The following is a 22,858-nucleotide window of genomic DNA, read 5'->3' as shown; positions in this document are numbered from 1 at the left end:
TCCGGCGGACGGTCCACGGAGGGCAGGAGCAGCTGTGAACACCGCGGCTTCGATGCGGACCAGGGGCTCTGAGCCCTGGCAGCGGGGACCGTACGCCGATGCGCTCTGCGCGGCGGAGAGTGGTCTCACGCTGCGGGACGGCGAGGGCTGGTGCATGCCCCTGGACGTCCGCCGTTGGTGCGCGAAGGCGGACGCCGTGGACCGGGGCGTCGTGGATCGCTGCGCGGGCCGGGTTCTGGACATCGGGTGTGGGGCCGGGCGCCTCGTCGAAGAGCTCTCCCGGCGGGGGCATCGAGTGCTGGGGATCGACGTGTGTCCGACCGCCGTCATCTCCACCGTCTGCCGGGGCGGCAGGGCGGTGAGCCGGTCGGTGTTCGAGCTGCTCCCCGACGAGGGCAGCTGGGACACCGCGCTCCTGGTGGATGGGAACATCGGCATCGGCGGGGATCCGCGGCGTCTGTTGGAACGCGTCCGCGGTCTGGTCCGCTTCCGGGGACTCCTGATCGCGGAAACCTCTCCCGCCGACATCGACGAACGGCGTCGGGTGCGGATCCATGCCGGGCAGACGGCGTCGAGCCCGGTCTTCGCCTGGGCGACCGTCGGCTCACGGGCCCTGGTCCTGCACGGCAGAAGATCGGGCTGGACACCCGTCGAGCAGTGGACTGAGCCGTCACCGACGGGCGAGCGTCACTTCGTCGCCTTGCGGGCACGTGCCTGAGCCCGGACCTCCTTGCGCGCGGGCCGCAGGCGCAGCCAGGTCCGTACGCACAGGACGAGCGCCGAGGCGAGGAACGAGCCTGCGGTGATGAGGAGCCAGCGGACGAGGAAGCCGTCGGCGGACAGGGCGGTGGCGGCGGTGTAGTGGCCGCCCTGCTGCAGAATCAGCGGCCACCAGACGAGGAACAGGACGCCCGAGATGAAGGCCGGGACGCGGAGGTAGTTCACGCCGGGACGCGGCACGTTCTCTGCCGCGCGGGTCCGGCCGTGGAAGAGGAACTGGGCGGCGCGGTCGGTGAGCGAGTAGGCGGGGAGCAACACCAGGTCGTGGAGGAGGGCCGCTCCGACGAACCAGATCGCCACGCCCATGGTGTCGCCCTTGAGGAGGCGGATACCGGCGTAGAGGGCCAGGGCGAAGCAGGCCAGGGTGAGCAGGAGGTGGAGCGGGGAGGCGCCGTAACGGCGGCGGAAGGCTGCGGCCGCCGACTTGGTGGAGAGGGTCATGCGGGCTCTCCGAAGGTGAGGCGGGTGACCCATTTGGTGTTGTGGACGCCCGGGGCCGCCGGGACGATCACGCGGGCCGGGTAGCCGTGGTCCGGTGACAAGTCGGCCCCGTTCACGCGCACGGCGAGGAGCGAGCGGTCATCGCGGGTCTGGTTGGGAGCGAGGACCACGGAGGAGAACGACCCGCCGCGCTGCACGGACTCGACCAGCACCTGAGGCGTGTCGGTACCGAGTCCGACGAGGGCGGCGAGGTCGGTCAGCCGTACCCCGGACCACTGCTGATCAGGGGTGGACCAGCCCTCCACGCAAGCGATCGGCAACGCCGCCTCCCGCTGCTCCATCGCCAGCAGCATCTCCCGGGTCAGCACCTCCTGACGGCCACCGCCGCGTACGGTCAGCCGCCACGCGGGTCCGATGTCGCTGGGACGGATTCCGCTGGACGCGGCGGTCTTGTTGATCTGGAAGCCGTTGGGGCCCGTACCCGGATCGCGGCCGTGGGGAGCCAGCAGAGCGGTCTTGCGCCACCAGCCGCCGACGCTCTGGCCGGCCGTCACCACCAACAGGGCCAACGCCCCGGCGCCCACCATCGCGACCGCTCCACGCCGTGAGATCGTCGGAGCCGCCGGCCCCGGGGAGACCAGTCCGGCGGCCTCCTCCGAGTCGGGTGCGGGCTGGAATCCCCGGCCGGCCCGCACCGCGCGGATGGCGCGCGGCAGCCGGAAGGCGACGTGGACGACGAAGGCGGCCATGAACACCCAGGCACCGTAGAAGTGCAGGGTGTAGAAGGAGCCGGGGAAGAGGTAGTCCAGTTGGATGTTCAAGATCCCGGTGGCGAACGTAAACCCGGCCCCACCCACCAGCAACAGCAGTGACAGACGCTCCAGGGCGTGGGCGGCCGAGCGGAGCGGCGGCCACTCGAACAGCTTCGGGATCACCGACCACAGCTTGGCCAGGAGGACGGGGACGAGGACCACGCCGAGGACGGTGTGGACGCCCTGGGTGAGGCGGTACAGCCAATACGGGGACGTCGGCCAGGTGAACAGGTAGAACCCGAGCCAGCCCTTGCCGGGTGTCTGGTCGTTGCGTGGGGCGAGGTCCGGATTGTAGGCGGCGTAGGACAGCAGGCCCGTCACGAACAGCACGATGACCCCGACCAGCAGCACCAGACCGAACACGCCCGTCAGCCACGGCCCCCGCAGCGGACTGCGCCAGAACCCGGGGCGGGCCGGGCCCAGCGGCGGACCCGCCGCCCGCACCCGGCCGACCACGTCCCGCACCCGCTCGGCGACCGGCGTACGCGGGGGCATCGCGGGCCTCGTGGAGGCGGACGGCCCCTCAGGCACGCCATCCGGCAGGTCGCTCTGGCCTCTTGCATCCATCCGGCACTTCTCCCTGCGCATCCGGCCCATCCAGCATGAGCGTCCGGGAGAACATCCCGCGCCCACGCCCTTCACCAGACCCATGACACGCGGCGCCATCCTTACGGCTCCTCACAAGTTGCCGTGGGCGCGACTCGGAAGCCGGGATTCACATGCCGAGAGCGGCGCGGGAGCGGGCCGTGTTGCTCGTCCTGATCGACTACGAGCTGCCGCAGGAGGTACCGGCACGAGTCAGCCCGACGACCTGGAGCGTGTGGACGAAGCGTTCGGCCAGATGCACGACCGTGGCCACCCCTTCGAGGGAACGGGCCGGTGAAGGCCAAACCACCCTGTGTGCCACGACGAAGAGAGGGCGCGGGCCCGGTCTCGGGGTCGCCGGCGCGTACGCGCCGCTGAACCAGCAGTGGAGAGCCCCATGTCCCGTGTTCTGAAGAGTGCAGTCCTCGCGCTCGCCGTCGGCATGACCGTGATGGGCGGAGCGGCCGTCGCCTCCGCCGACGCCGGGGCATCCGGTGCGGCAATCGGCTCCCCGGGGGTGCTGTCGGGGAATCTGATCCAGATTCCGATCCACATCCCGGTCAACGCGTGCGGCAACAGCGTCAGCGTGATCGGCCTGCTCAACCCCGCCTTCGGCAACACCTGCATCAACAGCTGAAGGCCCTGGCCCAGGTTCGTCCCGGCCCGCGGCATGTCCGGCCGGGACGAACGTCGCTGTTCCACTCCTGTCGGTGAAGATGATGAGGGCTCCGGCGGCTTCGATCGCGTGGACGAGCCACCCGATCACGTCCCGCACCGTGGACTCGGACAGCAGTTCTCCTGGCAGTGACATGCGACCCGTCTACCCGCCCCGCGGCCGTCATGCCTGTGCGCCACGCGGTTGCGCAGGTGGGAGCAGCCAGGCGAGGCCAGTGGGACACGAGCGCGGGGCGGCCCCAGTCAGGAGAAGCGTGGGACGCATGTGGGATCTGGGACGGAAACCGCCCCAGCTGCCGGACGTAGCCTCTCACACAGCCCGTACGCGGTCGAAGACCCTTCCGGAAACAATCTTGACCCGCCCGCTGTTGCAGTGGGGCAGGGTCGAGAAGGGGGAGGTGTCGGGCCTGAAGCTGTTCAACACGAAAAGCGGCGTGACGGAGGTTACGCCGCGTTTGGCCGAGGCCGAGGCGGATGTCCAAGATCTCGTCGAGGCGCACATGGAGACGATGCTCGGGGTCCGGTTCCTGGCGAGCGAGTACAGCACCGGTCCGGTGCACGGCGGTCGGATCGACTCGGTGGGCATCGACGAGAACGGCGCACCGGTGATCGTCGAGTACAAGCGCGGCACCGATGCGGGCGTGTTCTCTGAACTCGCACGATGTGGCTGGGCAAAGCCGTCGGCCGAGCCCGTCGGTCCCGGCGGCGTCGAAGCCGCGGCTTTGGCACCTTCAGCACCCTGTGAAGACGGGGCCCCACGTAAGAAGGATCCCGCTGGACTCAGCTAGAGAGATCCACCTCGGGTCGGCCGGCTGCTTCTCCAGCACCAGAACGGGGCGTATCTGGCCGTAAGTCCGCGCGAGTTGGAGCTGGTGGGCATAGTCGAGGACTTGGCCGATCCCGAGACGGATCTGCTGATCTTCGCTCGCACCGGTCAAGCTCTTGACTTCAGCGATGAAGACCTCCTGACCGCGCGACCAGCCCGCGTCGAATCGCGGAGCATTGCGGGCGTGTCCGCGTACTTCGATTTGCTGGGCGGCCAGGTGCTTGATGAGCGCGGCGATGGTCGCCTCGTGCGCCTCCGTGCCCTTGTCGAGGTGGGCAAGGTCGATCGTCAGAGGGCCAGGGGTATGTTGGCCGACTCTGTGGCGTTGAAGCGGGCCTCCCAGGATCCCATCTCCGGTCTGGGGAAGGACGAGGACGTGATCGTCGTGGCCTTGTGTCTGCTGCAGTTCTCTGCAGCGTGCAGGGTATCCACCGATCAAGTCTGCGAAGCCATTACCATCCACGACACAGATGTGGTGTCCTCGATCGCGCCAATCCGCCGCGCTCACCAACTTTTGACTGTACTCCCGGTGCGTGTCGGTCACAGCCTGGCTTGCGAGATCGCCGTGGACGAAGACGGTGATCTTGCGCGAGAAGTCCGGCTTCCAGTCCGCTCCCAGCTGTTGGGCGATCTCCCGGCAGCGCTTTCGGATCGTCCATTCGCCATCTATGAGTACTTTGCCGGTGAAGCAGAGCGTCTGCCCGCCAAGCGAGTGAACCCATCCATCGCAGAGTTCGCCGTTCATGAGACCCCCTTCATGTCCTGACGCATCTTGCCGCACGGCGCCATCCCGGCTTGCGTGGACCCTGACGCTACTCAAGCGGACGATGTCCTGCTGACGAGTTGGCTCGTGGGCATGCCGAGGTCGACGCTGCTGCTGGCAGGGCGCCGGTCGAGTTGGGCGAGTTTCCCTTCCGTTCCGGCAAGGCTCACCTGCAGTCCTTCCACCTCGCCGAGCCATCCTTCGCGTTCGGCCTCGGTGATGCGGGCGAGGAGGTTGTCGCGGATTTCAACGAGCCGATCGCGTTGGGTGGGGTCGGGCCAGAGCATCGGACAGCGGACACAGGCGTGTTCGTGAATGCAGGGGGTGCCGAACGCGCGGCCGCAGGCGCCGATGGAAACCTTGCGCCGCTCGAAATGGCCCAGGAATTCCTGCCATTCATCATCGGTGGGGACGCGGTATTCCTCGCTCGGGCGGAGGGATCGGCGGCGGGCCAGGAAGGCCATGTGCGCCTGGATCGCTTCTTCGGGGTAGACGGCCTTGTAGCCGAGAGTCACGTTGATGTCCTGGTGGCCTGCGATCACCTGGGCGATGTGTGGTGGCAGTCCGTTGAGGATGGCGTCGGTGATGAACAGGCGGCGGAAATCGTGCGGTGTGTAGCGCAGTGGGTCGCCGGCGGTATCGGTCAGGCCCGTGGCGACGAGGGCCTGGTCCAGCATTGTGCGGACGGTCTCGTCGGTGAATGCGCGGTCCTCGCCGGAGATGCGTCGTTGAAAGAGCAACGGGGCTGGCGCCTGCCACTCGCATTCGCGGCGGTCGTAGGAACGGACCAGGGGAACGGCCCCGGTGCTGTCTCGGGCTCGGCAGATGATCGCGCTCAGGACGTCAGCGAGCTCGGGGCTGACCAGCAGCAGCCGCTCGGTATCGGTCTTGGACGGCACGATTTGCAGAAGGGGGACGAGTTCACCGGTGGTGGGCAGCCGGTATTGGACCAGGCTGTGGTGGCTGAGTTCGAGCAGTTCCTCGATGCGGATGCCGGTGGCCCGCAGGACCTCGATCGCGGCCCAGGTCCAGAAGGCCCTCTCGTCCTCAAGCCCCAGATCTCGGCGTTTGCCGGTGTCCGGGTCCTCGGCCCAGATCCGGCCGGCCGTTCCGTGCGGAACCACGGCGCGTACGAGTTGCTGACCGGCAGCGGTGAACACCTCGCCGGGGCTGGTGTGCCGGGCGGAGTCCAGTACCGCGGCAGCGTCCCTGCGACGCTGGTCGACCGAGCGGATAAGGATCGGCAGGACCGGCAGGCGCTCGCGGGTGCGGGCGTCCATCCTCGCCTTGCGTCGGCGTTGTAGTTTGCGGTGCTCCAACTCGTCAGCCCTCACCGGGCTCGGTGCCACCCACGGGCCCCAGCGGCCGGGCTCTTCCAGGGCCCACTGAGCGATATCGAGGTAGAAGGCCCGCACTTGGGTGAGCGTGTCACGGTGATTGAGCCTCTCGACCTTTGCGCTCGTGCGCCGGCCGTCGGGACCGGTGACGGTCTTGTCCTTGGTGCGAATCCTCTGCTTCCACTGCCCGATGACGTCCGGGGCGAGGCTGAGGCTGTCGGCATCGGGGTGGTGATGCTCGATGTCCTGCCAGAAACACTTGCCGAGGTGGTAGGAGAGGGACCTCAGACTGTTGTAGTCCAGCGCGGACTGGCGTTCCCGCAGATAGTCCACCAGCAGGTCACGGACGGGACGGCAGATCAGTCCGTAGCGGTCGATCAGCTCCTCCGGGCTCCGCTGTCCCAGGTTACGGACCGCACGCAGATTCTGCGGGGCGCCCTCCCCGAGGGCCCCGAACTGGTGCAGCAGGCGGTAGAACACCTCAGTCCCCGCCATCGCCCGCTTGAGCACCACGGCTTGGATCTCAAGGAGTTCCAGGACATCGCCGACGGTGATATCGGCCAGTCTGCCGCCCTTCGCCGCGAGGATCAGGGCGCTGCGGCAGAGCGTCGTGCTGACTGCGCCCGGCCGCACGCCCTGGGCTTGAGAGCCCAACTCGCGCAGGCGCTCAAATCCGCGCGGATCACGGCTGTGCGCCATGGAGCGGACCAGCACTCCTTGGCGGCTGGCGCCGGCGGCCAGCCAGTCCACCGACGGCCGCAGCAACTCAGCGCTGATCACCGTCGTCAGGGCCCGGCCCACCACCGGCATGCGCCAGGCCGCCTTCAGGCCGCGCTCGTGCAGCCACTGCTTGATCACCGGCCGCCAGGCGGCGCCGGCCTGCTCGATGCCGCTGGCCTGCCACCGTTCCTGCCAGGTCTGTCCTGGCTGGTCTTCCAGCCAGTCCAGCACCATGACGATGCCGTGCTTGTGGTGCAGTTCGCTGCCGGCGTTCTTCAGCGTGTAAGGCGGACGGGACAGCAATCGGGCCACCTCGGCGCGCGAGCGCTCGGTGCCCGGCCAGCTGTCAGGAACGGTCCGGGCGGGGAAGCGCTGCTGGGCGGCCATTGCGCGGTTGCGCCCAGGTGAAACCCCGTGAACCAGGGCGCGGTCGGCGCGTGCCGACAAGGTGCTGGTCACCGGGCACCGGCTCCGAACAGCACATCGAGGCTCTCCGGCCGGTAGTCGGCTGCGGGAGGTGGTGCGATGCGGGAGGCTGCCTGCCGCGTCTGTTCGGAGTGGTGGGCCAGCAGCCGCCGGATCACCACCTCCTTGCGGGGCGTGAGGTAAAGCTGTGTCGTGGTCAACTGGGCGTGACCAAGGACGAATTGGACATCGGTGAGGGGCAGGCTGGGATCCTCGGCCATGCGGTAGGCGGCGGTGTGCCGCAGCGCATGCAGCGTCGCGGACGTGCGGGCCTTGGTGTTCGCCCGTTCGAACATGCGGTGAACCGCGTGGTAGGTCAGCGGTCTCGATGGTGAGCGCAGAGTCCACCACACCGGGAGGCGCTGCCCGCGTGGGATCGCATCGTCCATCTCCAGCTGGTAAAGCCGCAGCCAGACGAACGCATCGGTCGAGGCAGGGAGTTCCTGGACTTCGCGGGTGCCCTTGCGGACCACCGAGATCAGCTGGCGTCCTGGATCGACGCCCGCCTGCCATGTGCTGAGCAGTTCGCTGGCCCGGGCGCCGGTCGAGACGTAGAAGGCGACCAGCGCCCGGTCCCGGTGGGACGGGAGCCGGGCGAAGATCTCGTTGAACTCCTCATCAGGCACGCTGCGGGGCACCCGCTTGGGCACCCTCGGCCGGTAGAGACCGGTGCGTTCGTTGCGGGGCGGATCCATCGGGTTGCGGTGGGCGTGAGCCCGCCGACCGCGACGCGTCCGATCCAGCGGGAACGGGTTGAGGAGCGGCCCGGTGCCGATGTCGCGGTGGAAGTCGTAGAAGCTCCGCAGCACTGTCTCGCTGTGCGCTCGTACCGACGGTGCGTACGGCTTCCCGCCCGCAGCCCATCGGCCCGCCTCGCTCGGGCGCCGCCAGTGCGAACGCCTCGGCTGGCCGGCGATCTGAAGCCAGCGGGAGAAGTCCCTCGCCTCGAGCCGACTCGCCCGATCCCACGACACCTCGACAGCCCACAAGAAGCGGAACCAGCGCAGCAGATCCATCCCGTAGGAACGGGCCGTCGTCGCTGAACGACCGGCTCCCTGTAGATCCCGTAGGAAGGCGCCCGCTCCCTCGACCGGTTGTCCGGCTGGGTCGATGAGCCGGTAGGGATCCCACGGATCATCCATGGCCACCAGCTCTCCGACCAGGGGTACGGACAGGGCTGACAGGTCTCTTGATGCCTCCATGGCCGACTCAACGACGCCCCCACCACAAGGTCACTGACCTGCGGAAACTCCGTCAGTAGTTCAGTCAACAGGTCATCAACCAGGGCCTGTTCTACATGGCCTGGCTGGTCGACCACCGGGACGCCTTCAGGCACCTGGTCCGCGATCGGCTCGGAGTTCACGCCGCGGGCCAGGTGCTCTGGAGCGCACCGAGACTGATCTGCGTCGCCGGCGACTTCACCCGCTACGACATCCACGCCGTACGCGAGCACCGGCACGCGATCGACCTGGTCCGCTACCGCTACTTCGGCAGCGAGCACGTCGGCCTTGAGACGGTGGCCTCCTTCGCCGGCCGTGCCGCAGCGCCGAAAGCCGGGAGTGGGACCCGGGGCAAGGCGAAGGCACAGCGAACCGCGGTGGGGGCCGAGGTCATGGCGGAGCTGGCCGCGGCGGTCGACGAGGTGCTGCTCGGGCTTGGCGAGGATCTCACCAAGGTCTCGAACCAGACCTACACGGCCTATCGGCGGATGCAGAACTACGCCTGCCTGGTCCCGCCGAAGAAGGCCAAGCTGCTGGTCTACTTGAAGGCCGACCTGGCGACGGTCGACCTCGTGCCCGGCTTCGCACGGGATGTGACGGGGCTCGGCCACCACGGTACCGGCGCCCTGGAGCTGACGCTCCAGACCGAGCGGGACCTGGAGCGCGCCGCCGACTACTTCCGGCAGAGCTACGCGCTGGCGTGACAGCCCGGTGTCCAGGGCCGGGCCGGGGACCCCGGAGGGGCTCGGTGCGGGATGGCCGACTGGGTTCGTGACGGTGCCTCTCGACGGTGTGGGCATGGATGGCGGTGGATTTCCAATGATCCGGCGATTCCCCGGTTTGGCTGACCGGGGATCCGCTGCTATCTTCCGCCGGGCCTAGCGGCTGGAACGGGCTGGGGAGTCCACCTCGTGATACTTCGGGCACGCTATGGTCTGGTCAGAGGCCCCGCGTCATCCCCCGTACGCGGGGCCTCCCTCAGCGTCACCCAACCGTGGGCTGTGAGGTAGAGGCTGACCGTCGGCGGTCAGCGTTCGTGGTGGGGGAGGTCGTCTTCGCGGATGGCGAGGTAGGTCTCCGCTGTCGCGGCTTCGAGGAGGCCGGGGTCTTCGCCGAGGTCGAGACGCGGGTCGTTCTGGGTATGCAGCAGTTCTCGCCAGGGGCGGCTTCTGCCGTCCTCGAAGGCGGCGCGGACGCGGGGCTCGATCCGTGCACGCTTTTCCTCTTGCTGTTCCCGGAAGACCCTGCGCTGCGTGTGGCGCCGGTGCTCCTCGGCTTCCTCGCTGGCGGGCTCGTCGGCCCGAACGTCTTCGGCCCGCATGCCCGGGGTGCGCTCGGCGATCAGCTGGTCCTCGCGGTGGAGCTGGGCGCAGGCGGCGAAGAGCTGCCGGGACATGCCCAGGCGCAATTCGGTTCCGGGGACGCGGTAGGTCAGGAAGTCGTCGAGGCCGAGGGCCTGGGCGTATTCCCGGCGGCCGGGCTGGGCGTCGTCGGCGAATTCGGCACGGACATCGCCGCGCAGGGCGTGAGCGTCCAGGTCGCGTTCCAGGGGCGTGGTGACACCGTGGGCGCTTCGGCGACGGTTCGTGCGGTCGGTGGGCAGGGCCACGGTCTTGAGCCGGGAGGGCTGGGCGCCGCTGAGCGCGAGGTATACCAGCATCTGGGCGCGTGCTGTGCCCATGAGGGCGTCGTCGTTGTCGCCGAGGTGGTCTTCTGGGGAGCCCGGCGGCTGGGGCCATGTGGGGCCGGCGGCGGGGTGGAGCGGTTCCTTGCCGGGGTGGTGGTCGTGGTCGACTGTGAGGAACAGGTCGCCTTGGGGCTGGACGCTGGCTCCGACGAGGATCCGTCGGTGGGCGTATTCGTGGAGGACCTTGGTGCCGCCTTGAAGCTGCTTCCAGCCTTCCCAGAGGCGGGGGCTGCGGACGTTGCCTCCCTTGGCCTCGATCATCCAGTACAGGTTCTCGGCCTCGTGCAGGCCCCACAGGTCCGGCAGCTTCGCGGACGGGCTGACGAACTTGTCCCGGAGGGCGGGGACGGGGCCGCCGTCCTCGATGTGCAGGGTCTGGCCCAGCCCCATCAGCGAGCGGGTCGCCCACTCGGCCATCGTCATGCCCAGGCGGTAGCCGAGGGCGTTCTTCGCGGAGCGCTCGGTGCCGTACTCGTAGACCGGGTTCACGGTCAGACGGCGGCCCTTGCTGCCCGGCAGGGGGTGCTTGGCATCGACGCTGTGGGTGCCAAGGTAGGCGTACAGGGGGGCCACGCGAGCGACGAGTTCGCTCCCGGCCAGCTGGGGCAGCCGCAGCAGGTTGGGGGTGATGTCCCGGCCCACCTCGGTGGCGGCCTTGAGGATCTCCCGCCAGGTGGTGGTGGGCAGGTACCAGCCGTTCTTCGCCGGGAACGCGGCGGGCGCCGGCCAGGGAGCAGGCTTCGCGGTGCGCCACTGCTTGAACGGCCGTGCCGCCGGGCTGTCGCGGAACAGCACGGGTATGTCCACACTGCCGGTGTACAGGAGGGGCGGGACATCGGCGAAGGGAGAAGGGATCACCGGCTCACTCTGCCACCCGCCGGGGACACTCCCGCGCCCCGGGCCTGTCGAGCCCAGGCTGTATCCCCGGCTTGGTAGGGAGTTCAGCGCCTGGGCGCGGTCCGGGCCGCTGGTGCCGGGGGGCGGGCCGCGGCGGCCTGTGTCGGTAGGCGGGGTGCGGTTGCGGCGGTGTGCCGGGGCTGCCGGTAGGCCTGGGTGTGTGCGAGTTCGAAGGCGATGTCCTGGATGAGCGCTGTGGGCGCGTGCGTGGAGAGGTGGATGGCCCAGGTGGGGTTGTCGGCGGTGTTGCCGCCCCAGACGGTCCAGGCCGGCAGGACGCTTCCCTGCTTGACGAGGGTGTCGAAGCGCAGGCCTGCCGCGATATCGGTGGTGGGGGCCGTCCAGTCGATCAGCCGGACTCCGACCTTGAGTGGCCAGCCTTCGTCTCCCAGGGGGCGGGACGCTTCGGAGAGGTCTTCGTTCTTGACCGGGGTCTGGGGGCCCTGCCCCCAGCTGTCTTCGGTACTGAGACTGTCGAGGAGTACGCGCATGATCTCTACGGGGGTGGTGGGGGTGGCGGTGGCGTGCCAGAGGCGCTCACCAACGGGGGATTCGTAGGCGGCGATCGTCCAGGCGTTATCGCCGTGGCGTGATTCATGGAGGAACTCGACGCGCAGGGTCAGGGACTCGTGGCTGGCGATGGTGGTCTCGTCATGAGGCCGCCACTTGCCCCATTCCTCGTATTTGGTGAAGAAGTGGACCAGGAGGGCCTCATGGTCGCCAGGGCTGGCGGCGTACGCAGGCACCTGCCGCGACAGCTCCTCGGCAGCGACGCTCTTCGGCGTTGCCGTCGGCGCGGTGGAGGGCGGTGTTGGGGCGAAGACCTCGGCGGCTGCTTGCTCGATGTCGGTGAGGGGGGCTGGTCCGGGGCGCACCGTGATGGGTTGGCGGGTGAAGTCGGCTATGGCTTCAGCCGCTGAGTCGAAGATCATCGTCTCTTGGCGGAGGTAGTCCTCACCGTGGAGGTGAACGCTCTTACCGTCGCGGTAGGTGCCCACTGCGACGGTGGTCCAGCCGTCGTTGGCGTGGTAGCGGACGATCAGGCGGCCGGTGGCGATGTCGTCGTGGATCCGCTGGGCTTCGGCGCTGACCTCGCGGATCTCCTCCCGGCTCAACCAGGTCATCGGGTAGTTGCCGTACGTCCACTCGGTGTCGATCTCCTCTTGGAGCGCGGTGTCGATCTCCACGCTGACGCCCTCGTCACGGAGGGCTCGGGCGGCCTTGTCGGCGTAGTGGGGTTCGTCGTAGTCGATGCGGGCCAGGCCCATGGTCTGGTCGTCGATCTGGCGGAACCCGGCCAGGAAGAGGGTGGCGCGGGCGAGGTAGGGGCTGGGCCCGGTGATGGTGGCGGTCACGGCGCTGCTGTGGTCGGGGTGCAGGGCGAGGCGGACGTGGGTGGCGGTTTCGGGTTCGGACAACGTGTGCTCTCGGGGGTCGCGGACCCGGCTCGGTTTGGTGCCGGCCGGGCCCTGGGGCGGAGGTGTCATCGGGTCGCGCGGGTGGTCGGGGCCGCGGTGCGTGGGGGTCCCGCACGTGAGGTGGCCGTGGTGCGCGGGCCGGGGGCCGGCGGCTTGGCGGGGATGGTGCGCTGCCAGCGGGCTCGTAGGGCGGTGAGGTCGGCCAGGGCGCGGCGACCGCCGGTGAGGAACTGGTACGGGGTGTTGGCGGGATCGTTGGTGAACGCGATCACGCGGATGGCCGCGGTGTGCGCTTGGGCGAGCAGTGCGCGCTGCAGGATCAGTTGGCCCCAGTGCTCGGGCGGCCCGGCCGGTGTCGCGACGAGCTGCATCAGCTCTGCGGGGGTCACGTCCTGGATGACGAGCCCGCGGTGCTGTGCCTCCCACAGCACGGTGACCGGGTCGACGGGATCGCCCCGGTGGGCCAGGGCCCACACGCAGTGGAACAGCGCCGCGTGCAGGGGCAGGGTGAAGTCGCCGGGTTGTAGCCACCGCATCCGTGCCACCTCGGTGGGGTGCGCGGTCGCGGAGGCTAGCAGCATCCGCTCCTCGTCGAGTGCTTCCTCGCTCGTGTCCCTGGGTGCCGGGTCGGGCAGGGGGGTGCGGGGCAGGGATCCGGGGTGCGGGGTGAACTGGCCGGCAATCTCGTCCAGCACGGCGGCGAGGGCGTCCGCCTGGCGGAGAACGGCGGCGGCCGGGTTGGGCAGGCCGGGATCGGTGGCCGCCTGGGCCAGCTGCTGGGCGTGCCGGTGCAGGGTGCGGCGGGCGTGATCGGCTCGCACCATCCGTGCGTACGCTGCCGCGTGCGCCGGTGCCGGGCAGGACTGGACCAGGTGATGGAGGTGGGGAACCGTCAGGCCGGGAGCCTCGGGTCGCGCCACGTCCAGGAGGGCGTTCAACCAGAGGGGGCTGGCGGTGTGCTCGGCGGGTGCCGGGGGCGGTGTGCCGCGCATGGCGGTGAACAGGACTTGGTGGCTGTGGCCGGCGAAGTGCTCGGGCAGGAGAGCGCCGATGGTCTTCAGGCGGTGCGGTTCGAGGAGCAGAGCGCCGAGGAGGGCCTGCTCGGCGTAGTGGACGGGGGGCGGGGGCGGGATCTCGTCCAGTGCGAAATCGTCCTGCGCTTCTGTCGGTTGGGGCATCAGGCCGCCAGAGTGAAGTCGTTGCGGCTGAGAGTCTTGCCGAGGTGGGGGGCGAGGAGGTGGGCGGCCAGGCGGGGCGGGACGGCGTTGCCGATTTGCGAGAACGCCTGCCCCTTGTTGCCCTGCCAGGGGTAGTCGGCAGGGAAGGACTGCAGGACCCCGGCCTCCACCGCGGTGATCCGGATCGGATCCGGTGCCGCGCTGCCCGGGGCGGAGGCGCTGGCGGGCTCGGCGACCCACATGCACTCGTTGGCGCGGTGGCCAAAGAACAGCGTCCCGGCCGGCTCGTCGGTCCGCCGGACGGTCGCGTTGGACTGGTTGTTGCTCCGCAGAGACCAGGCCCACCGCTGCTCCGCGGCCGGGTCGCCGAGCGCGTGGCCGCTGGCGGGATGGTGCTTCCAGGCACCGCGGTCACGGGCGTCGGTGAGCGTCTTGCGGGCCCCCGAGGGGAAGGGTTCAGGGCCGCCGCCGGGACCCCCTCCGGCGCACACGGTCGGCACGGGCCTGTCGGTGGCGCCCCAGCCGAGCGCCTCGGCCATGGACACCCACCGTTCGCGGCCGGGTCCGAACAGGCTCTCGGGCTCCGGCAGACGCGCGTGGGTGGGCTCCGGCGGAGCGGCGGTCCGGACCCGGGAGGCGAGCAGGATCGCCCGCCTCCTGGTCTGGGGGACCCCGAAGTCGGCGGAGTTGATAATGCCCGTCCACACGCTGAAGCCCCAGGAGCGCAGGATCGCGGCGTACTGCTGCCACAGGGGAAGGACGTCGGGGACTTCCTCCATCGCGATCCACTCCGGCTCGCCGGCCTGGTGGAGGGCGTGGAGGTAGCGCATCGGCTCGGCGGCCAGAAGGGAGCGCGGGTCCCGGCAGGCGGCCAGGAGTCTCTCGCGAGTGTCGTGCCCCACGGCGAGGTCGGCGACGGCCTGATGGACGAGCGGCTGGTCCAGCAGGCCCAGGCGCTTGCCGGCCATCGACCATGCCTGGCAGGGAGGGGAAGCGATGAACCCCTTCACCCGCCCGGCGAAGATTCGCGCCGGGTACATCGCGACGTCGGTGCGTATCGTCAACTGGCCAGCCGCGGCGCGCGTCTTGCAGGCCCACTCGTCCCATTCCAGGCCCACGTCCCGTACGCCGAGAACGGTCAGGGCGTGGCTCCAGCCGCCCGGTCCGGCGAACAGGTCAACGACGAGGTCCCTCATGCCGTCAGGCCGAAGTCGTCGCGGACCGGCTGGGGCTCCTCGCCCCGGCAGGCCCAGGGCGAGCAGCCGTCCACCACCCCGGCCTCCAGGTCCGCGGCGTCCGGAGCGTCGCTCTCCTGCTGGACAGCCGCCCACTCCGCGGCGGTGACATGGTCGATCGGAGCCTCGGAAAGCGGGACTCGGGAGCGGTGCAGATAAGCCTGACCGAGAAGCCGGTTCCCGGACGCATTCGCGCGCGCGTTGCCCTGCCGGATCGCCGCATCAAATTCGACAACATCAGCCCAATCGTCCGGAGAGGAATCCCTGATAGCGCGCCACTGCACATTGCCGTGGAACGGGCATGTTATTGAGAATTGAGACAGTGTGGTGACCTTTCTTGTGATGGGTGTGAGGCTCTTCGGGATCGATCGAAGAGGGGGCTGGCGGCCTTGCGAGCCGGGAGCCGCCCGGGGTGGGTCTTGCGCGGCCGGACAGGCGCTGACCTGGGGAAACGGTCCTGCTGTTCGCAGGGGTGGTTCAGCGCGTACAGATGGCCCCATTTCCGTCCCCGACCCGCTTCGGGGATGTACCTCTTGGGCCGCGGGGCTCGCCCACGAGCCGTCACCGCAGCTTCGGTGACGAAGCGTCGTCCATGCCTGGCTTTCGGAGGATGATCGTGCGTCTGTTCCCTGCTGTCTCAGCTCTTGTTCTTGCGGGTGCCCTGGCCCTGGGCGCGGCACCGGCCCAGGCCGGCGGTTCCGCTGTTCACGCCCCGGCTGTCACCCAGCCTGGCGCCCAGGCAGCTGACAGTGTTCTCCTCGCCCCGTGGCAGAGCGCCCACGTCCGGCTCAGCGCACAGACCCAGTCCTGGCTCAGTAGCAACGGCGTCATTTTCACGGCGATCGCTCCGTTCGTCCTGGACTCGGACGGCCTCGGGTTCACCGTGCCGAGTGGGGAGACGAGCGGTGACGAAGCTGCTCTCCCGGGCGGTTTCGGGCTTTCGAAGGGCGGCACCAGCCTTGACTTCGCTTCGAGCGCGTTCAAGGTCCTGCTGAGGGCGAACTGGAATGCCGACAACGTCAACGTCAACGGCAGCAGTGTGGGCACCAATGTGCTGATCGCGCGCTCGACCGCGGCGGAGCTCCTCGCTCACCGCACCCTGGGCCCGAACGGCCTGCGGGTCACTGGCGCACTTCCCCTCCACGTCAGTGACTCCCTGGAAAGCCTGACTCAGGAACAGCTCGACACTTCCCCGGTGGCAGGCGATGTCTTCTTCACCCTGACGCCGACGTACGCCAACTGACCCTGCGGGTGCGGCGGCTACTGTCGTCGCACCCGCACCCGGGGTGCTCTCCACAGGGCCCGGCCAAGGGGCCCGGCCTGGCCGATTCCTGTTTCATGCCTGTTGTTGCCGGGTGCGTGCCTGGGCGGTGTCGGTCAGCTGGGTAAGAGGGATGAAGGCGCTGGTGGTGCCGAGTTCCTTGGGGGTTGGGCCGGCGGGGGTGGGGATATCGGCGAGTCGCAGGGTGAGGGCCGCGATGGCGTCTCGGTCGCCTTCGAGGGCTTCGCGTTCGTCGTCGGTCAGGTCGACTTGTTCGAGCATCTTGTTGATGCCGTCCTTGACCGCGAGGAGCTGGCCCTTGGTGGATTCCTTGGGGACGTAGAAGGGGCAGCGGGCGCAGGCCATGCGGTGGGGGCATTTGGCGAAGAAGTCGTAGCTGCAGTAGCCGTCGCCGAGGTCGTAGTACTTCCAGGGCTGTTCGCCTCCGGCGGCTGCTCCGGTGAGGATGCTGTCGCGGTCGATGAGGACCTCGATGGTGCGAACGTTGCGGGCGAAGTAGTCGGCCTTCTTGTAGGCAGCGGTCAGGGTCCGCTGGAGGATCTTGGCGTAGTAGCGGGTGCTGGCCGGATGCTTGTGGCCGAGCCACTGCTGCAGGTCGCCCAGGGTGAGTGGGTCGCGGGCGTTGAGAAGTTGGGTGGCGATGGTGCTGCGGGCCCGGTGGCTGGTGAGGGCGCCGCGGGAGTCTTCCGCGGGGACGCCGGCCTTCTGGCAGAGGGCCGGGATGATGTTCTCGTTGAGGTAGGCGTTGCCGACGAGCTGGCCGCGGTGGCAGAAGAGGTGCTGGCGCGGCAGGCCGGTTTTCCGGTCGGCGAGGTCGGGCTGGGGCGGCCGGACCAGCTTCCAGGCGTCGATGAGTTCGCCGACCAGCGGGTCGACGGGCTTGGCGAAGGGGAGGCTGGTCTTGTTCTGCGGGATGTGGAGCAGGCAGATCGGGTAGGTCTCGCCGGTCCGCTGGTCGGTGCCTTCGTCCCAGGTGATGCAGTCGAGGTCGAGGCGGCGCAGTTCGTCCATGCGGCAGCCGGCGAAGAGCCAGACGCCGACCATGGCCCGGAGCATCTCGATCGGGTAGTAGGTGGCCTGCCAGCCCGCGGCACGGGCGCGCGGGGTGCCGTAGGGCTTGAGGTCTTCGCTGTTCAGGGTCAGCCCGGCGGCCATGAGCTTGGCCCACGTCGCGTCGTCGATGATCCGGGGGTTGGGGCCCATGAGCGCGCGGAGCGACAGCGGCATGCTCATCACCTGGCGCGGGTCGAACCTCGGTTTGATCCACTCCCATTCGATGAGGTCGCTGAAGAAGCTGCGGACGCTGTCGATCCGGTTGGCTTTCCCGCTGGGGCTCAGCGGCTGGCCGTAGCGGGTGCGGTTGCGGCTGTGTCCGGCCCACTGTCCGACGACCGCGGTCATCGTGTCGGCGATGTATTCGGCGGCGATGTCACGGGTCCACTGCTCGGGTGCGACGGCTTCCGGGTGCTTCTCCGCCGCCCAGCGGCCGGCGATGAGGATCGCCGAGAGCATCGACCGTTTCGTTCCGCGCTCGTGGGTGACCAGCTTCATCCACCGCAGAGCGGGCTCCCGCCACTCGGGTGGGACCGTGGCGAGGGCCGCGGCTTCCGGTCCGGCCTTGTCCTGGTTGGTGCGCAGGGGTGAGGCGATGATGCCCTTGTCGGCCAGGACCCGGGAGATCTTGAACAGTCCGCGGCGCCGGCCCTTGGCATCCGTGGCCCGGTAGTGCTCCAGCAGGTCCTGCAGGAGCGGTTCGCGCAGGTCCTCCAGGTGCGGGCTGTTGTTGCTCAGCAGCACGTCGATGGTGGTGTTGCGGACCTGCCAGGGCAGCAGGTGGGTGGAGTTGCGCCAGGCGGTGAGGGTCGCCTCGATCGACTCGACCGCGGGCTGGATGGCCTGGGGGCCGAAGACGAGGTCGGCGAACCGGGCCAGGCTGGTGAGGCCGGTGGTGCCGTGAAGGCGGTGGTGGCCGCCGAGCTGATGGCCCAGGGCCACGAGGTGGAACCGGAACTCGCGTGCATCCGCTGCGGCCTCGGCCCAGGTCCCCTCGTCCCAGGTCCAGTACGGCCTCTGCCTGCGGTGGACCTCCTTCAGCAGGCGAAAACGCGTCGAGCTGGCCTTCTTTGGATCCCACTCCGCGGTGACCTTGTCGATCGGGATGATCAGGCGGGCGAGGTCGCCCGCCGGCCCGGCGTGCATCGCTGTCAGCGGGGCTATGTGCTCCAGTGCGGACACTTCATTCGGAATCAGGTCTGGCAGCAGGTGCCGGGTCAACGGGTGGGCGGGGGTGAGGTTCACGGTGTCTCCAGAAGCTGGGCGAGGAGTCGCTCGCGGTCGGCGTGGAGGGTGGTGTTGGCGCGGTGGAGGCGCGCGGCGAGTTCGCGGCCGGAGAGGTGGATGTAGCGCATGGTCGTGGCCAGGTCGCGATGACCGGCGTACTGGGCGATCTGGTCGATGGTCCAGTCGGCGCGGGCCAGGTCCGTCAGCCGCAGGTGCCGGAAGGTGTGCGTGGACAGGCGGCTGACGCCGGATGTGCGGCTCAGGCGTTCGACGATCTTCGACCAGCTCGACGCTCCCAGCGGACCGCCGGGATTCCGGTTCGACGTCGAGCGCAGCAGCGGGCCGCCGAGCCGGCCGAACGAACTGCGGCGTTCGCCCAGGTAGGCCATGAACAACTGGCCGGACGCCGCCCCGTAGGCGACTTCCCGAGACCGCTTGGACTTGGTCGTCTCGGCCCTCAGCCGGATCAGGCTGTAGGCGGGATCGAAGTCCTCCCCGGCCAGCTGGACGAGTTCCTCGCGCCGCAGAGCGCCGTCGTAGGCGAGCGAGAGCATCAGCCGGTTCCGCAGGGGCTCGGCCCTGGCCGCTTCCAGGATCCGCTGCCAATCGGCCTCGGCCGGTATCCACGGCGCCTGCTCAACGCGTCGCACCAGGCCCCGCTTGGGGCGGCGCCCGCTCCTGCCCGCTTGACCGCGGCGGACCGGGTTCCGTTCCCGCAGCCCGTCCTCCACCATGAACTCGTAGAAGGAGCGGACCGCCACGATCCGCTGCTGCACCGTCGCGTTCGCCAGCCCCGGACTCGCTCGGCTGGCACCCTTCCCGCGCGGCCGGCCAGGTGGCCGCTCCAGCATCTCCCCGATCCACGCCGCCACCGTGTCCGCTTTCGCGTACAGCGGTTCCGTACCCTCTGCGGCGCAGAACCGCAGGTGGTCCTCGACCGCGCGGCCGTACGCGTCGATCGTGTTCGGTGCCCGACCGATGTTCGCCATGAACTGCAACCACCGGCGGGCCTCTTGATCCATTGCCAGGTTGGGGAACTTGCCCCAAGGGACTTCGACCATGACTCCAAGCTAGGCCCGGTCGATTCCACATAAGGCATCCGAGGCAGCTCGACTTGGGGGTGTCGGCGAGGCCCAGTGATGTCAGGTAGCGGACGCAGTCTGCCCTTGACCAATTCATCTCGATGAGAGGGTGCCGGTTGTGCATGTACTGGACGTCGGCGTCCTTGGCCCGGTGGAATTCGTCGGTGCTGATGCCGACCCACTGCTCGACGAAAGCACCCTTGGGAACCCTGGAATGGTAGGGGTGGCCGAGTATTTCGCGAACCTTCTTCTTGATCGGCTTTATTTTATATTCCCCGGTGCACTGGCGCCGGGACATCCCGTTCCCGCCGTCCTGGTTGAGGATGTAGAGCGGCATGGATGCGAAGCGGTAGTTCGGGTCGAGGGCGTCTGCGCGGATGTTTCCCGAGGTGACTCGGAGAATGGGAATTCCGGCCGGGGCGGCGACTTCCCGTTCGAGGCGGTCGAGGTGCTCGTACACCTTCTTCGGCTCCCAACCGGTATCGGCGAAGATCGCCGCATCGACGCGGGGAAGAATCCCTTTCGCGGACAGGCAGCGCAGGACGGAGCTTTGGACGCCGGCGCCCAGCGAAAGGATGCGCTTGGCGGGTCTGTTGGCCTTGGCGGGAGATCCCGGCGAGGTGGCGGCGGACGGTGTCCGGCGGGTTGTGGAGGCGGTGGGGATAGTGGGTCCTTGCGGGTGACGGTGCACGTCCCGGGCGGGAGGGCGTGCGGCGGGGACAGGGAGGGGCGGTCAGCGGGTTGGGGCTGGTGCCGCGATGACGCGGGTGGTTGGCACCGGAGCTGTGGTCAGCGCGGGGGTGTGGGGGGCGCGTCCGAGCTGGGCGGCGACGGCTGCCGCGCCGCTGAAAGTGAGGCGGACGCGGTCCTGGGGAGGGCCGCCGTCGAACGCCGGCGGAGCGGAGGCGGGTTCACGTGCGGTCAGGCCCTGGTGTTCCAGGGCGAGCACGGTGGCGATGTGCACGGGACGGGCTTGGCTGTGGACGTGTTCGCGGCCTCCACTGCGGTCGATCGCGAGGTGACCGCGGGCGGCGGTGTACAGCGCCGTCCGCTCGACTGGGGTGAGGTGGACTGCGGTGGTGTCGGGGCTGTTGCGGTGCATCTCCAGGGCGAGGGTGGTCGCTGCCTCCAGTGCCGCAGCGGGGCCCAGTGCCGTGAAGTCTTGCGCGAGCGCTATCTGCCGGTTGATCTCCTGGATCCCGTGTGCCTGTTCCGGCCCCGTTACCGGGGCGTCGAGAAGGTCCTTGGCCTCGGCGAGGTGACGGGCTGCTCCGGCGGTCAGGTAGGCGAGTTGATCTCAATGGATCGGGTGGGCCCGGCGGGGACGGCTGGCACGCTGGAGTGGGAACGTTGGTGCGAGGGCTGCCGCCCGTGGGGAGGGTCAGCGCGTGCACGAGACCTCCTCCCGGACGGTTGAGTACTTGGGCGCAGGGCGCTCGCGGAGGTAGAGACCGGGACCGTGGGGACCGTGGAGCCGGTACCGAAGGAGACCGGACGAGATGAAGGGCCGGGCCGCGCGGCGTACTCGTGCCGCCTCGACCCCGAGGTCCAGCGCTATGAGCCCATGAGGAAGAGCCTGACCGGGCCGGTAGGCCAGTGCCGTCTCCTCGATCCGGTCTGCGATGGCCACATCGTCGGGGTGCGGCTGCCCCGCCGGGACCACGATCAGCGTTGCCCCGGCGATGGCAAGGTCACCGCGCTGTTCGAGCACGCCGAGCGCGGCTGCGGCCAGCGATTGCGAAAGACCCAGATGGGAGCCGAGGGCCCGGGCCGCCTGCGCTCTCGATGCGCTCTGCGGCACGGTCACCGGGGTCTTGCGCAGGTGCCGGCGTAACGCGAGGACGGCGACGGCCAGGCGTCTCAGACGGGCCGGAGAGTCCTTGGAGACAGGATCTCGATGTCCACCAGTCACGCGGGTCGGGAAGGTGAGGTCGGTGTCGTTCACAGTCGGCCCGGTCCCGCCGTGTCGCCCGCTGCACGAGCGAGGTAGTCGCTGGTCTGCATGGCCAGGGGCACAAGTCCGATGTCGGCCCGCAGGCGCTCCGCGGCTTCAACGTTCCTGATCGGGTACGGGCGCAGCGTGCGGGGGTTGACCTGGGTGCCGTAGGTCTGGGGTACGGACATGGTCACGGCGCAGACGTCGACGACGTGGGCGAAGAGCGTCTCCGGGAGCTCGCCGCTGTCGACGGCCGGCTTCATCAAGTCGCGGCACTGGAGTAGGAAGGCGGGCTCCTGGCAGGTCAGCAGGATCCGTACGGCGTGGACGGCGGCCTCGTCGCCCACGAGACCGGCCGTCGGCCACCCGTGTGCGGCCACGATCTCCTTGAGGCGGTCGGCATTGGTCTGCCGGACCAGGTGCAGTTCCTTCTCCCGATGCTTCGAGGGGATCCGCCAGGCAATCAGCTGGGCACGGCGCTCAGAACGCCCCATCTCCGTCAACTGGTGCGTGACTGCGGCCAGGACGTCGGTGAGCGAGGTCGGGTAAAGGGTCATGCCGCACCGGCCAGGGTGGGGAGCGGGCGCTGCGGGGCGATGATCCGACCGTCGGGCAGCAGTCCACCGGTGTCGTCGAAGGTCAGCAAGCCGTTGCACCGGCGGCCCCACCCCTGTGAGACGGCCTGGGTTACGAGCTGGGCCTGGTCCCGGTCCGCGGAGTCGGCGTCCGGACAGCGGGGGTTGTGCTGGCACATGGGCAGTCCTTGGTCACGGGGCGCGGCGCGCGCCGAAGTCAGTGTTCGAGTGGTCTGGTGAGGGTGTCCGGCGTCTATGGGGTGTCGCCGACGAGGTCGAAGATCTCTTCCGCACAGGCGGCGAGGAGGCGCAGGTAGCCCAGCTCGGTGCGGGCGGGTGCCTGGATGTGGAGCAACCGGTGGGCGCGGAGGAGGACGTCGTCCATCGCGGTCTCGTTCGCTCGCCCCGACTCCACCGCCTTTCGGTGGATCGCCCGTAGGCGCGATCCGCAGCGGCCGAGGGTGTGTAGGACTTCCTGGAGTTCCAGGATCAGAGCCGGGACCTCGTGGGCAGCGGGAGCGGATGGTCCAGTCACCCGGTTGAGGGTGTCCCAAGTTTGGGCGGCTTCGGACAGCGCGGTCAGTTCCCGGGCGCACGCGAGGCCGTTGACGAGAAGGAGGAAGTCCTCCGGTGGACTCGGCCGTGCAAAGGTGGAGACGGACAC

The 22,858-nt window shown here is 69.3% G+C and carries 20 protein-coding genes and 3 pseudogenes; 6 read left to right on the top strand and 17 right to left on the bottom strand.

The annotated features are described in order from the left end of the window. Positions 1 to 34 precede the first annotated feature (34 nt). Positions 35 to 718: a class I SAM-dependent methyltransferase gene (locus ACIBEA_RS06705; RefSeq protein ID WP_399258692.1), complete on the top strand. Its 684-nt coding sequence runs from the start codon at positions 35 to 37 to the stop codon at positions 716 to 718. Here the strand turns inward: ACIBEA_RS06705 and ACIBEA_RS06700 are convergent. Then, a complete protein-coding gene (locus ACIBEA_RS06700) occupies positions 688 to 1,221 on the bottom strand; it encodes a hypothetical protein (protein WP_399258690.1) in 534 nt (177 codons plus the stop codon). The genes ACIBEA_RS06705 and ACIBEA_RS06700 overlap by 31 nt on opposite strands. Continuing rightward, positions 1,218 to 2,528, bottom strand: a complete 1,311-nt coding sequence (locus ACIBEA_RS06695) for a molybdopterin-dependent oxidoreductase (RefSeq protein WP_399258688.1) — start codon at positions 2,526 to 2,528, stop codon at positions 1,218 to 1,220. Before ACIBEA_RS06695 ends, ACIBEA_RS06700 begins: the two co-directional genes overlap by 4 nt. 487 nt (positions 2,529 to 3,015) lie before the next feature. On the opposite strand from ACIBEA_RS06695, the gene ACIBEA_RS06690 reads away from it, so the two are divergent. From ACIBEA_RS06690 to ACIBEA_RS06680, 3 genes and pseudogenes are all read left to right on the top strand, one after another. Next, positions 3,016 to 3,255, top strand: a complete 240-nt coding sequence (locus ACIBEA_RS06690) for a chaplin (RefSeq protein ID WP_399258686.1) — start codon at positions 3,016 to 3,018, stop codon at positions 3,253 to 3,255. A gap of 436 nt (positions 3,256 to 3,691) precedes the next feature. Next, positions 3,692 to 3,946 (top strand): annotated as a pseudogene (locus ACIBEA_RS06685) (transporter); the annotation flags it as partial. 237 nt (positions 3,947 to 4,183) lie between these two features. Next, the gene (locus ACIBEA_RS06680) at positions 4,184 to 4,885 is read left to right on the top strand and encodes a hypothetical protein (RefSeq protein WP_399258684.1); all 702 of its coding nucleotides are present in this window, start codon (positions 4,184 to 4,186) and stop codon (positions 4,883 to 4,885) included. Between the two features lie 50 nt (positions 4,886 to 4,935). On the opposite strand, the gene ACIBEA_RS06675 is transcribed toward ACIBEA_RS06680, so the two are convergent. Both ACIBEA_RS06675 and ACIBEA_RS06670 read right to left on the bottom strand, forming a co-directional pair. After that, positions 4,936 to 7,398: a tyrosine-type recombinase/integrase gene (locus ACIBEA_RS06675; RefSeq protein WP_399258682.1), complete on the bottom strand. Its 2,463-nt coding sequence runs from the start codon at positions 7,396 to 7,398 to the stop codon at positions 4,936 to 4,938. Beyond that, positions 7,395 to 8,546 (bottom strand): tyrosine-type recombinase/integrase, encoded by a 1,152-nt coding sequence (locus ACIBEA_RS06670; protein WP_399259049.1) that lies wholly within the window; start codon positions 8,544 to 8,546, stop codon positions 7,395 to 7,397. The genes ACIBEA_RS06675 and ACIBEA_RS06670 overlap by 4 nt, the downstream gene beginning before the upstream one ends. Positions 8,547 to 8,701: 155 nt before the next feature. Between ACIBEA_RS06670 and ACIBEA_RS06665 the strand changes: the two genes are divergently transcribed. After that, on the top strand, positions 8,702 to 9,328 hold the full coding sequence (locus ACIBEA_RS06665) for a DUF5655 domain-containing protein (RefSeq protein WP_399258680.1): 627 nt from the start codon (positions 8,702 to 8,704) through the stop codon (positions 9,326 to 9,328). Between the two features lie 323 nt (positions 9,329 to 9,651). On the opposite strand, the gene ACIBEA_RS06660 is transcribed toward ACIBEA_RS06665, so the two are convergent. From ACIBEA_RS06660 to ACIBEA_RS06640, 5 genes and pseudogenes are all read right to left on the bottom strand, one after another. Then, on the bottom strand, positions 9,652 to 11,169 hold the full coding sequence (locus tag ACIBEA_RS06660) for a gamma-glutamyltransferase (protein ID WP_399258678.1): 1,518 nt from the start codon (positions 11,167 to 11,169) through the stop codon (positions 9,652 to 9,654). 83 nt (positions 11,170 to 11,252) lie between these two features. Next, a complete protein-coding gene (locus tag ACIBEA_RS06655) occupies positions 11,253 to 12,626 on the bottom strand; it encodes a DUF317 domain-containing protein (RefSeq protein ID WP_399258676.1) in 1,374 nt (457 codons plus the stop codon). 65 nt (positions 12,627 to 12,691) lie between these two features. Beyond that, entirely contained in the window at positions 12,692 to 13,804 is a 1,113-nt protein-coding gene (locus ACIBEA_RS06650) for a DnaB-like helicase N-terminal domain-containing protein (protein ID WP_399258674.1), read from the bottom strand. After that, positions 13,804 to 15,000, bottom strand: coding sequence for a DNA cytosine methyltransferase (locus ACIBEA_RS06645; protein WP_399258672.1), 1,197 nt, complete (start codon positions 14,998 to 15,000; stop codon positions 13,804 to 13,806). The genes ACIBEA_RS06650 and ACIBEA_RS06645 overlap by 1 nt, the downstream gene beginning before the upstream one ends. After that, positions 14,997 to 15,341, bottom strand: a pseudogene (locus ACIBEA_RS06640) (hypothetical protein); the annotation flags it as partial. The gene ACIBEA_RS06645 and the pseudogene ACIBEA_RS06640, both read right to left, overlap by 4 nt. A gap of 308 nt (positions 15,342 to 15,649) precedes the next feature. On the opposite strand from ACIBEA_RS06640, the gene ACIBEA_RS06635 reads away from it, so the two are divergent. Beyond that, a complete protein-coding gene (locus ACIBEA_RS06635) occupies positions 15,650 to 16,282 on the top strand; it encodes a hypothetical protein (RefSeq protein WP_399258670.1) in 633 nt (210 codons plus the stop codon). 93 nt (positions 16,283 to 16,375) lie between these two features. Here the strand turns inward: ACIBEA_RS06635 and ACIBEA_RS06630 are convergent, their stop codons facing one another. The 8 genes and pseudogenes from ACIBEA_RS06630 to ACIBEA_RS06595 form a co-directional block, all read right to left on the bottom strand. Continuing rightward, positions 16,376 to 18,619: a tyrosine-type recombinase/integrase gene (locus tag ACIBEA_RS06630; RefSeq protein WP_399258668.1), complete on the bottom strand. Its 2,244-nt coding sequence runs from the start codon at positions 18,617 to 18,619 to the stop codon at positions 16,376 to 16,378. Next, the gene (locus ACIBEA_RS06625; protein ID WP_399258666.1) at positions 18,616 to 19,662 is read right to left on the bottom strand and encodes a tyrosine-type recombinase/integrase; all 1,047 of its coding nucleotides are present in this window, start codon (positions 19,660 to 19,662) and stop codon (positions 18,616 to 18,618) included. The genes ACIBEA_RS06630 and ACIBEA_RS06625 overlap by 4 nt, the downstream gene beginning before the upstream one ends. Positions 19,663 to 19,696: 34 nt before the next feature. Beyond that, a pseudogene (locus ACIBEA_RS06620) lies at positions 19,697 to 20,224 on the bottom strand (hypothetical protein); the annotation flags it as partial. 192 nt (positions 20,225 to 20,416) lie between these two features. Next, positions 20,417 to 20,785 carry a hypothetical protein gene (locus tag ACIBEA_RS06615; RefSeq protein WP_399258664.1) on the bottom strand — a complete coding sequence of 123 codons (369 nt, stop codon included), beginning with the start codon at positions 20,783 to 20,785 and terminating at the stop codon, positions 20,417 to 20,419. A gap of 279 nt (positions 20,786 to 21,064) precedes the next feature. Continuing rightward, positions 21,065 to 21,628, bottom strand: a complete 564-nt coding sequence (locus ACIBEA_RS06610) for a hypothetical protein (RefSeq protein WP_399258662.1) — start codon at positions 21,626 to 21,628, stop codon at positions 21,065 to 21,067. Continuing rightward, positions 21,625 to 22,176, bottom strand: coding sequence for a DUF6624 domain-containing protein (locus tag ACIBEA_RS06605; RefSeq protein ID WP_399258660.1), 552 nt, complete (start codon positions 22,174 to 22,176; stop codon positions 21,625 to 21,627). Before ACIBEA_RS06605 ends, ACIBEA_RS06610 begins: the two co-directional genes overlap by 4 nt. Then, positions 22,173 to 22,373 (bottom strand): DUF5999 family protein, encoded by a 201-nt coding sequence (locus ACIBEA_RS06600; RefSeq protein WP_399258658.1) that lies wholly within the window; start codon positions 22,371 to 22,373, stop codon positions 22,173 to 22,175. The genes ACIBEA_RS06605 and ACIBEA_RS06600 overlap by 4 nt, the downstream gene beginning before the upstream one ends. Positions 22,374 to 22,447: 74 nt before the next feature. Continuing rightward, on the bottom strand, positions 22,448 to 22,858 hold the full coding sequence (locus tag ACIBEA_RS06595) for a hypothetical protein (RefSeq protein ID WP_399258655.1): 411 nt from the start codon (positions 22,856 to 22,858) through the stop codon (positions 22,448 to 22,450).

Origin of the sequence: Streptomyces sp. NPDC051555 (assembly GCF_044454405.1) — a bacterium.
Taxonomy (GTDB): Bacteria; Actinomycetota; Actinomycetes; order Streptomycetales; family Streptomycetaceae; genus Streptomyces.
Note: the sequence above shows the minus strand (reverse complement) of the source record. Positions and strands in the feature narration are given on the sequence as shown.

Bases quoted from the DNA above. Each gene is read 5' to 3' on its own strand.
- ACIBEA_RS06700 (WP_399258690.1), bottom strand. From the start codon at position 1,221: ATGACCCTCTCCACCAAGTCGGCGGCCGCAGCCTTCCGCCGCCGTTAC.
- ACIBEA_RS06695 (WP_399258688.1), bottom strand. From the start codon at position 2,528: ATGCCCCCGCGTACGCCGGTCGCCGAGCGGGTGCGGGACGTGGTCGGC.
- ACIBEA_RS06690 (WP_399258686.1), top strand. From the start codon at position 3,016: ATGTCCCGTGTTCTGAAGAGTGCAGTCCTCGCGCTCGCCGTCGGCATG.
- ACIBEA_RS06670 (WP_399259049.1), bottom strand. From the start codon at position 8,546: ATGGATGATCCGTGGGATCCCTACCGGCTCATCGACCCAGCCGGACAA.
- ACIBEA_RS06665 (WP_399258680.1), top strand. From the start codon at position 8,702: ATGGCCTGGCTGGTCGACCACCGGGACGCCTTCAGGCACCTGGTCCGC.
- ACIBEA_RS06650 (WP_399258674.1), bottom strand. From the start codon at position 13,804: ATGCCCCAACCGACAGAAGCGCAGGACGATTTCGCACTGGACGAGATC.
- ACIBEA_RS06645 (WP_399258672.1), bottom strand. From the start codon at position 15,000: ATGAGGGACCTCGTCGTTGACCTGTTCGCCGGACCGGGCGGCTGGAGC.
- ACIBEA_RS06635 (WP_399258670.1), top strand. From the start codon at position 15,650: ATGATCGTGCGTCTGTTCCCTGCTGTCTCAGCTCTTGTTCTTGCGGGT.
- ACIBEA_RS06625 (WP_399258666.1), bottom strand. From the start codon at position 19,662: ATGGTCGAAGTCCCTTGGGGCAAGTTCCCCAACCTGGCAATGGATCAA.
- ACIBEA_RS06615 (WP_399258664.1), bottom strand. From the start codon at position 20,785: ATGCACCGCAACAGCCCCGACACCACCGCAGTCCACCTCACCCCAGTC.
- ACIBEA_RS06605 (WP_399258660.1), bottom strand. From the start codon at position 22,176: ATGACCCTTTACCCGACCTCGCTCACCGACGTCCTGGCCGCAGTCACG.
- ACIBEA_RS06600 (WP_399258658.1), bottom strand. From the start codon at position 22,373: ATGTGCCAGCACAACCCCCGCTGTCCGGACGCCGACTCCGCGGACCGG.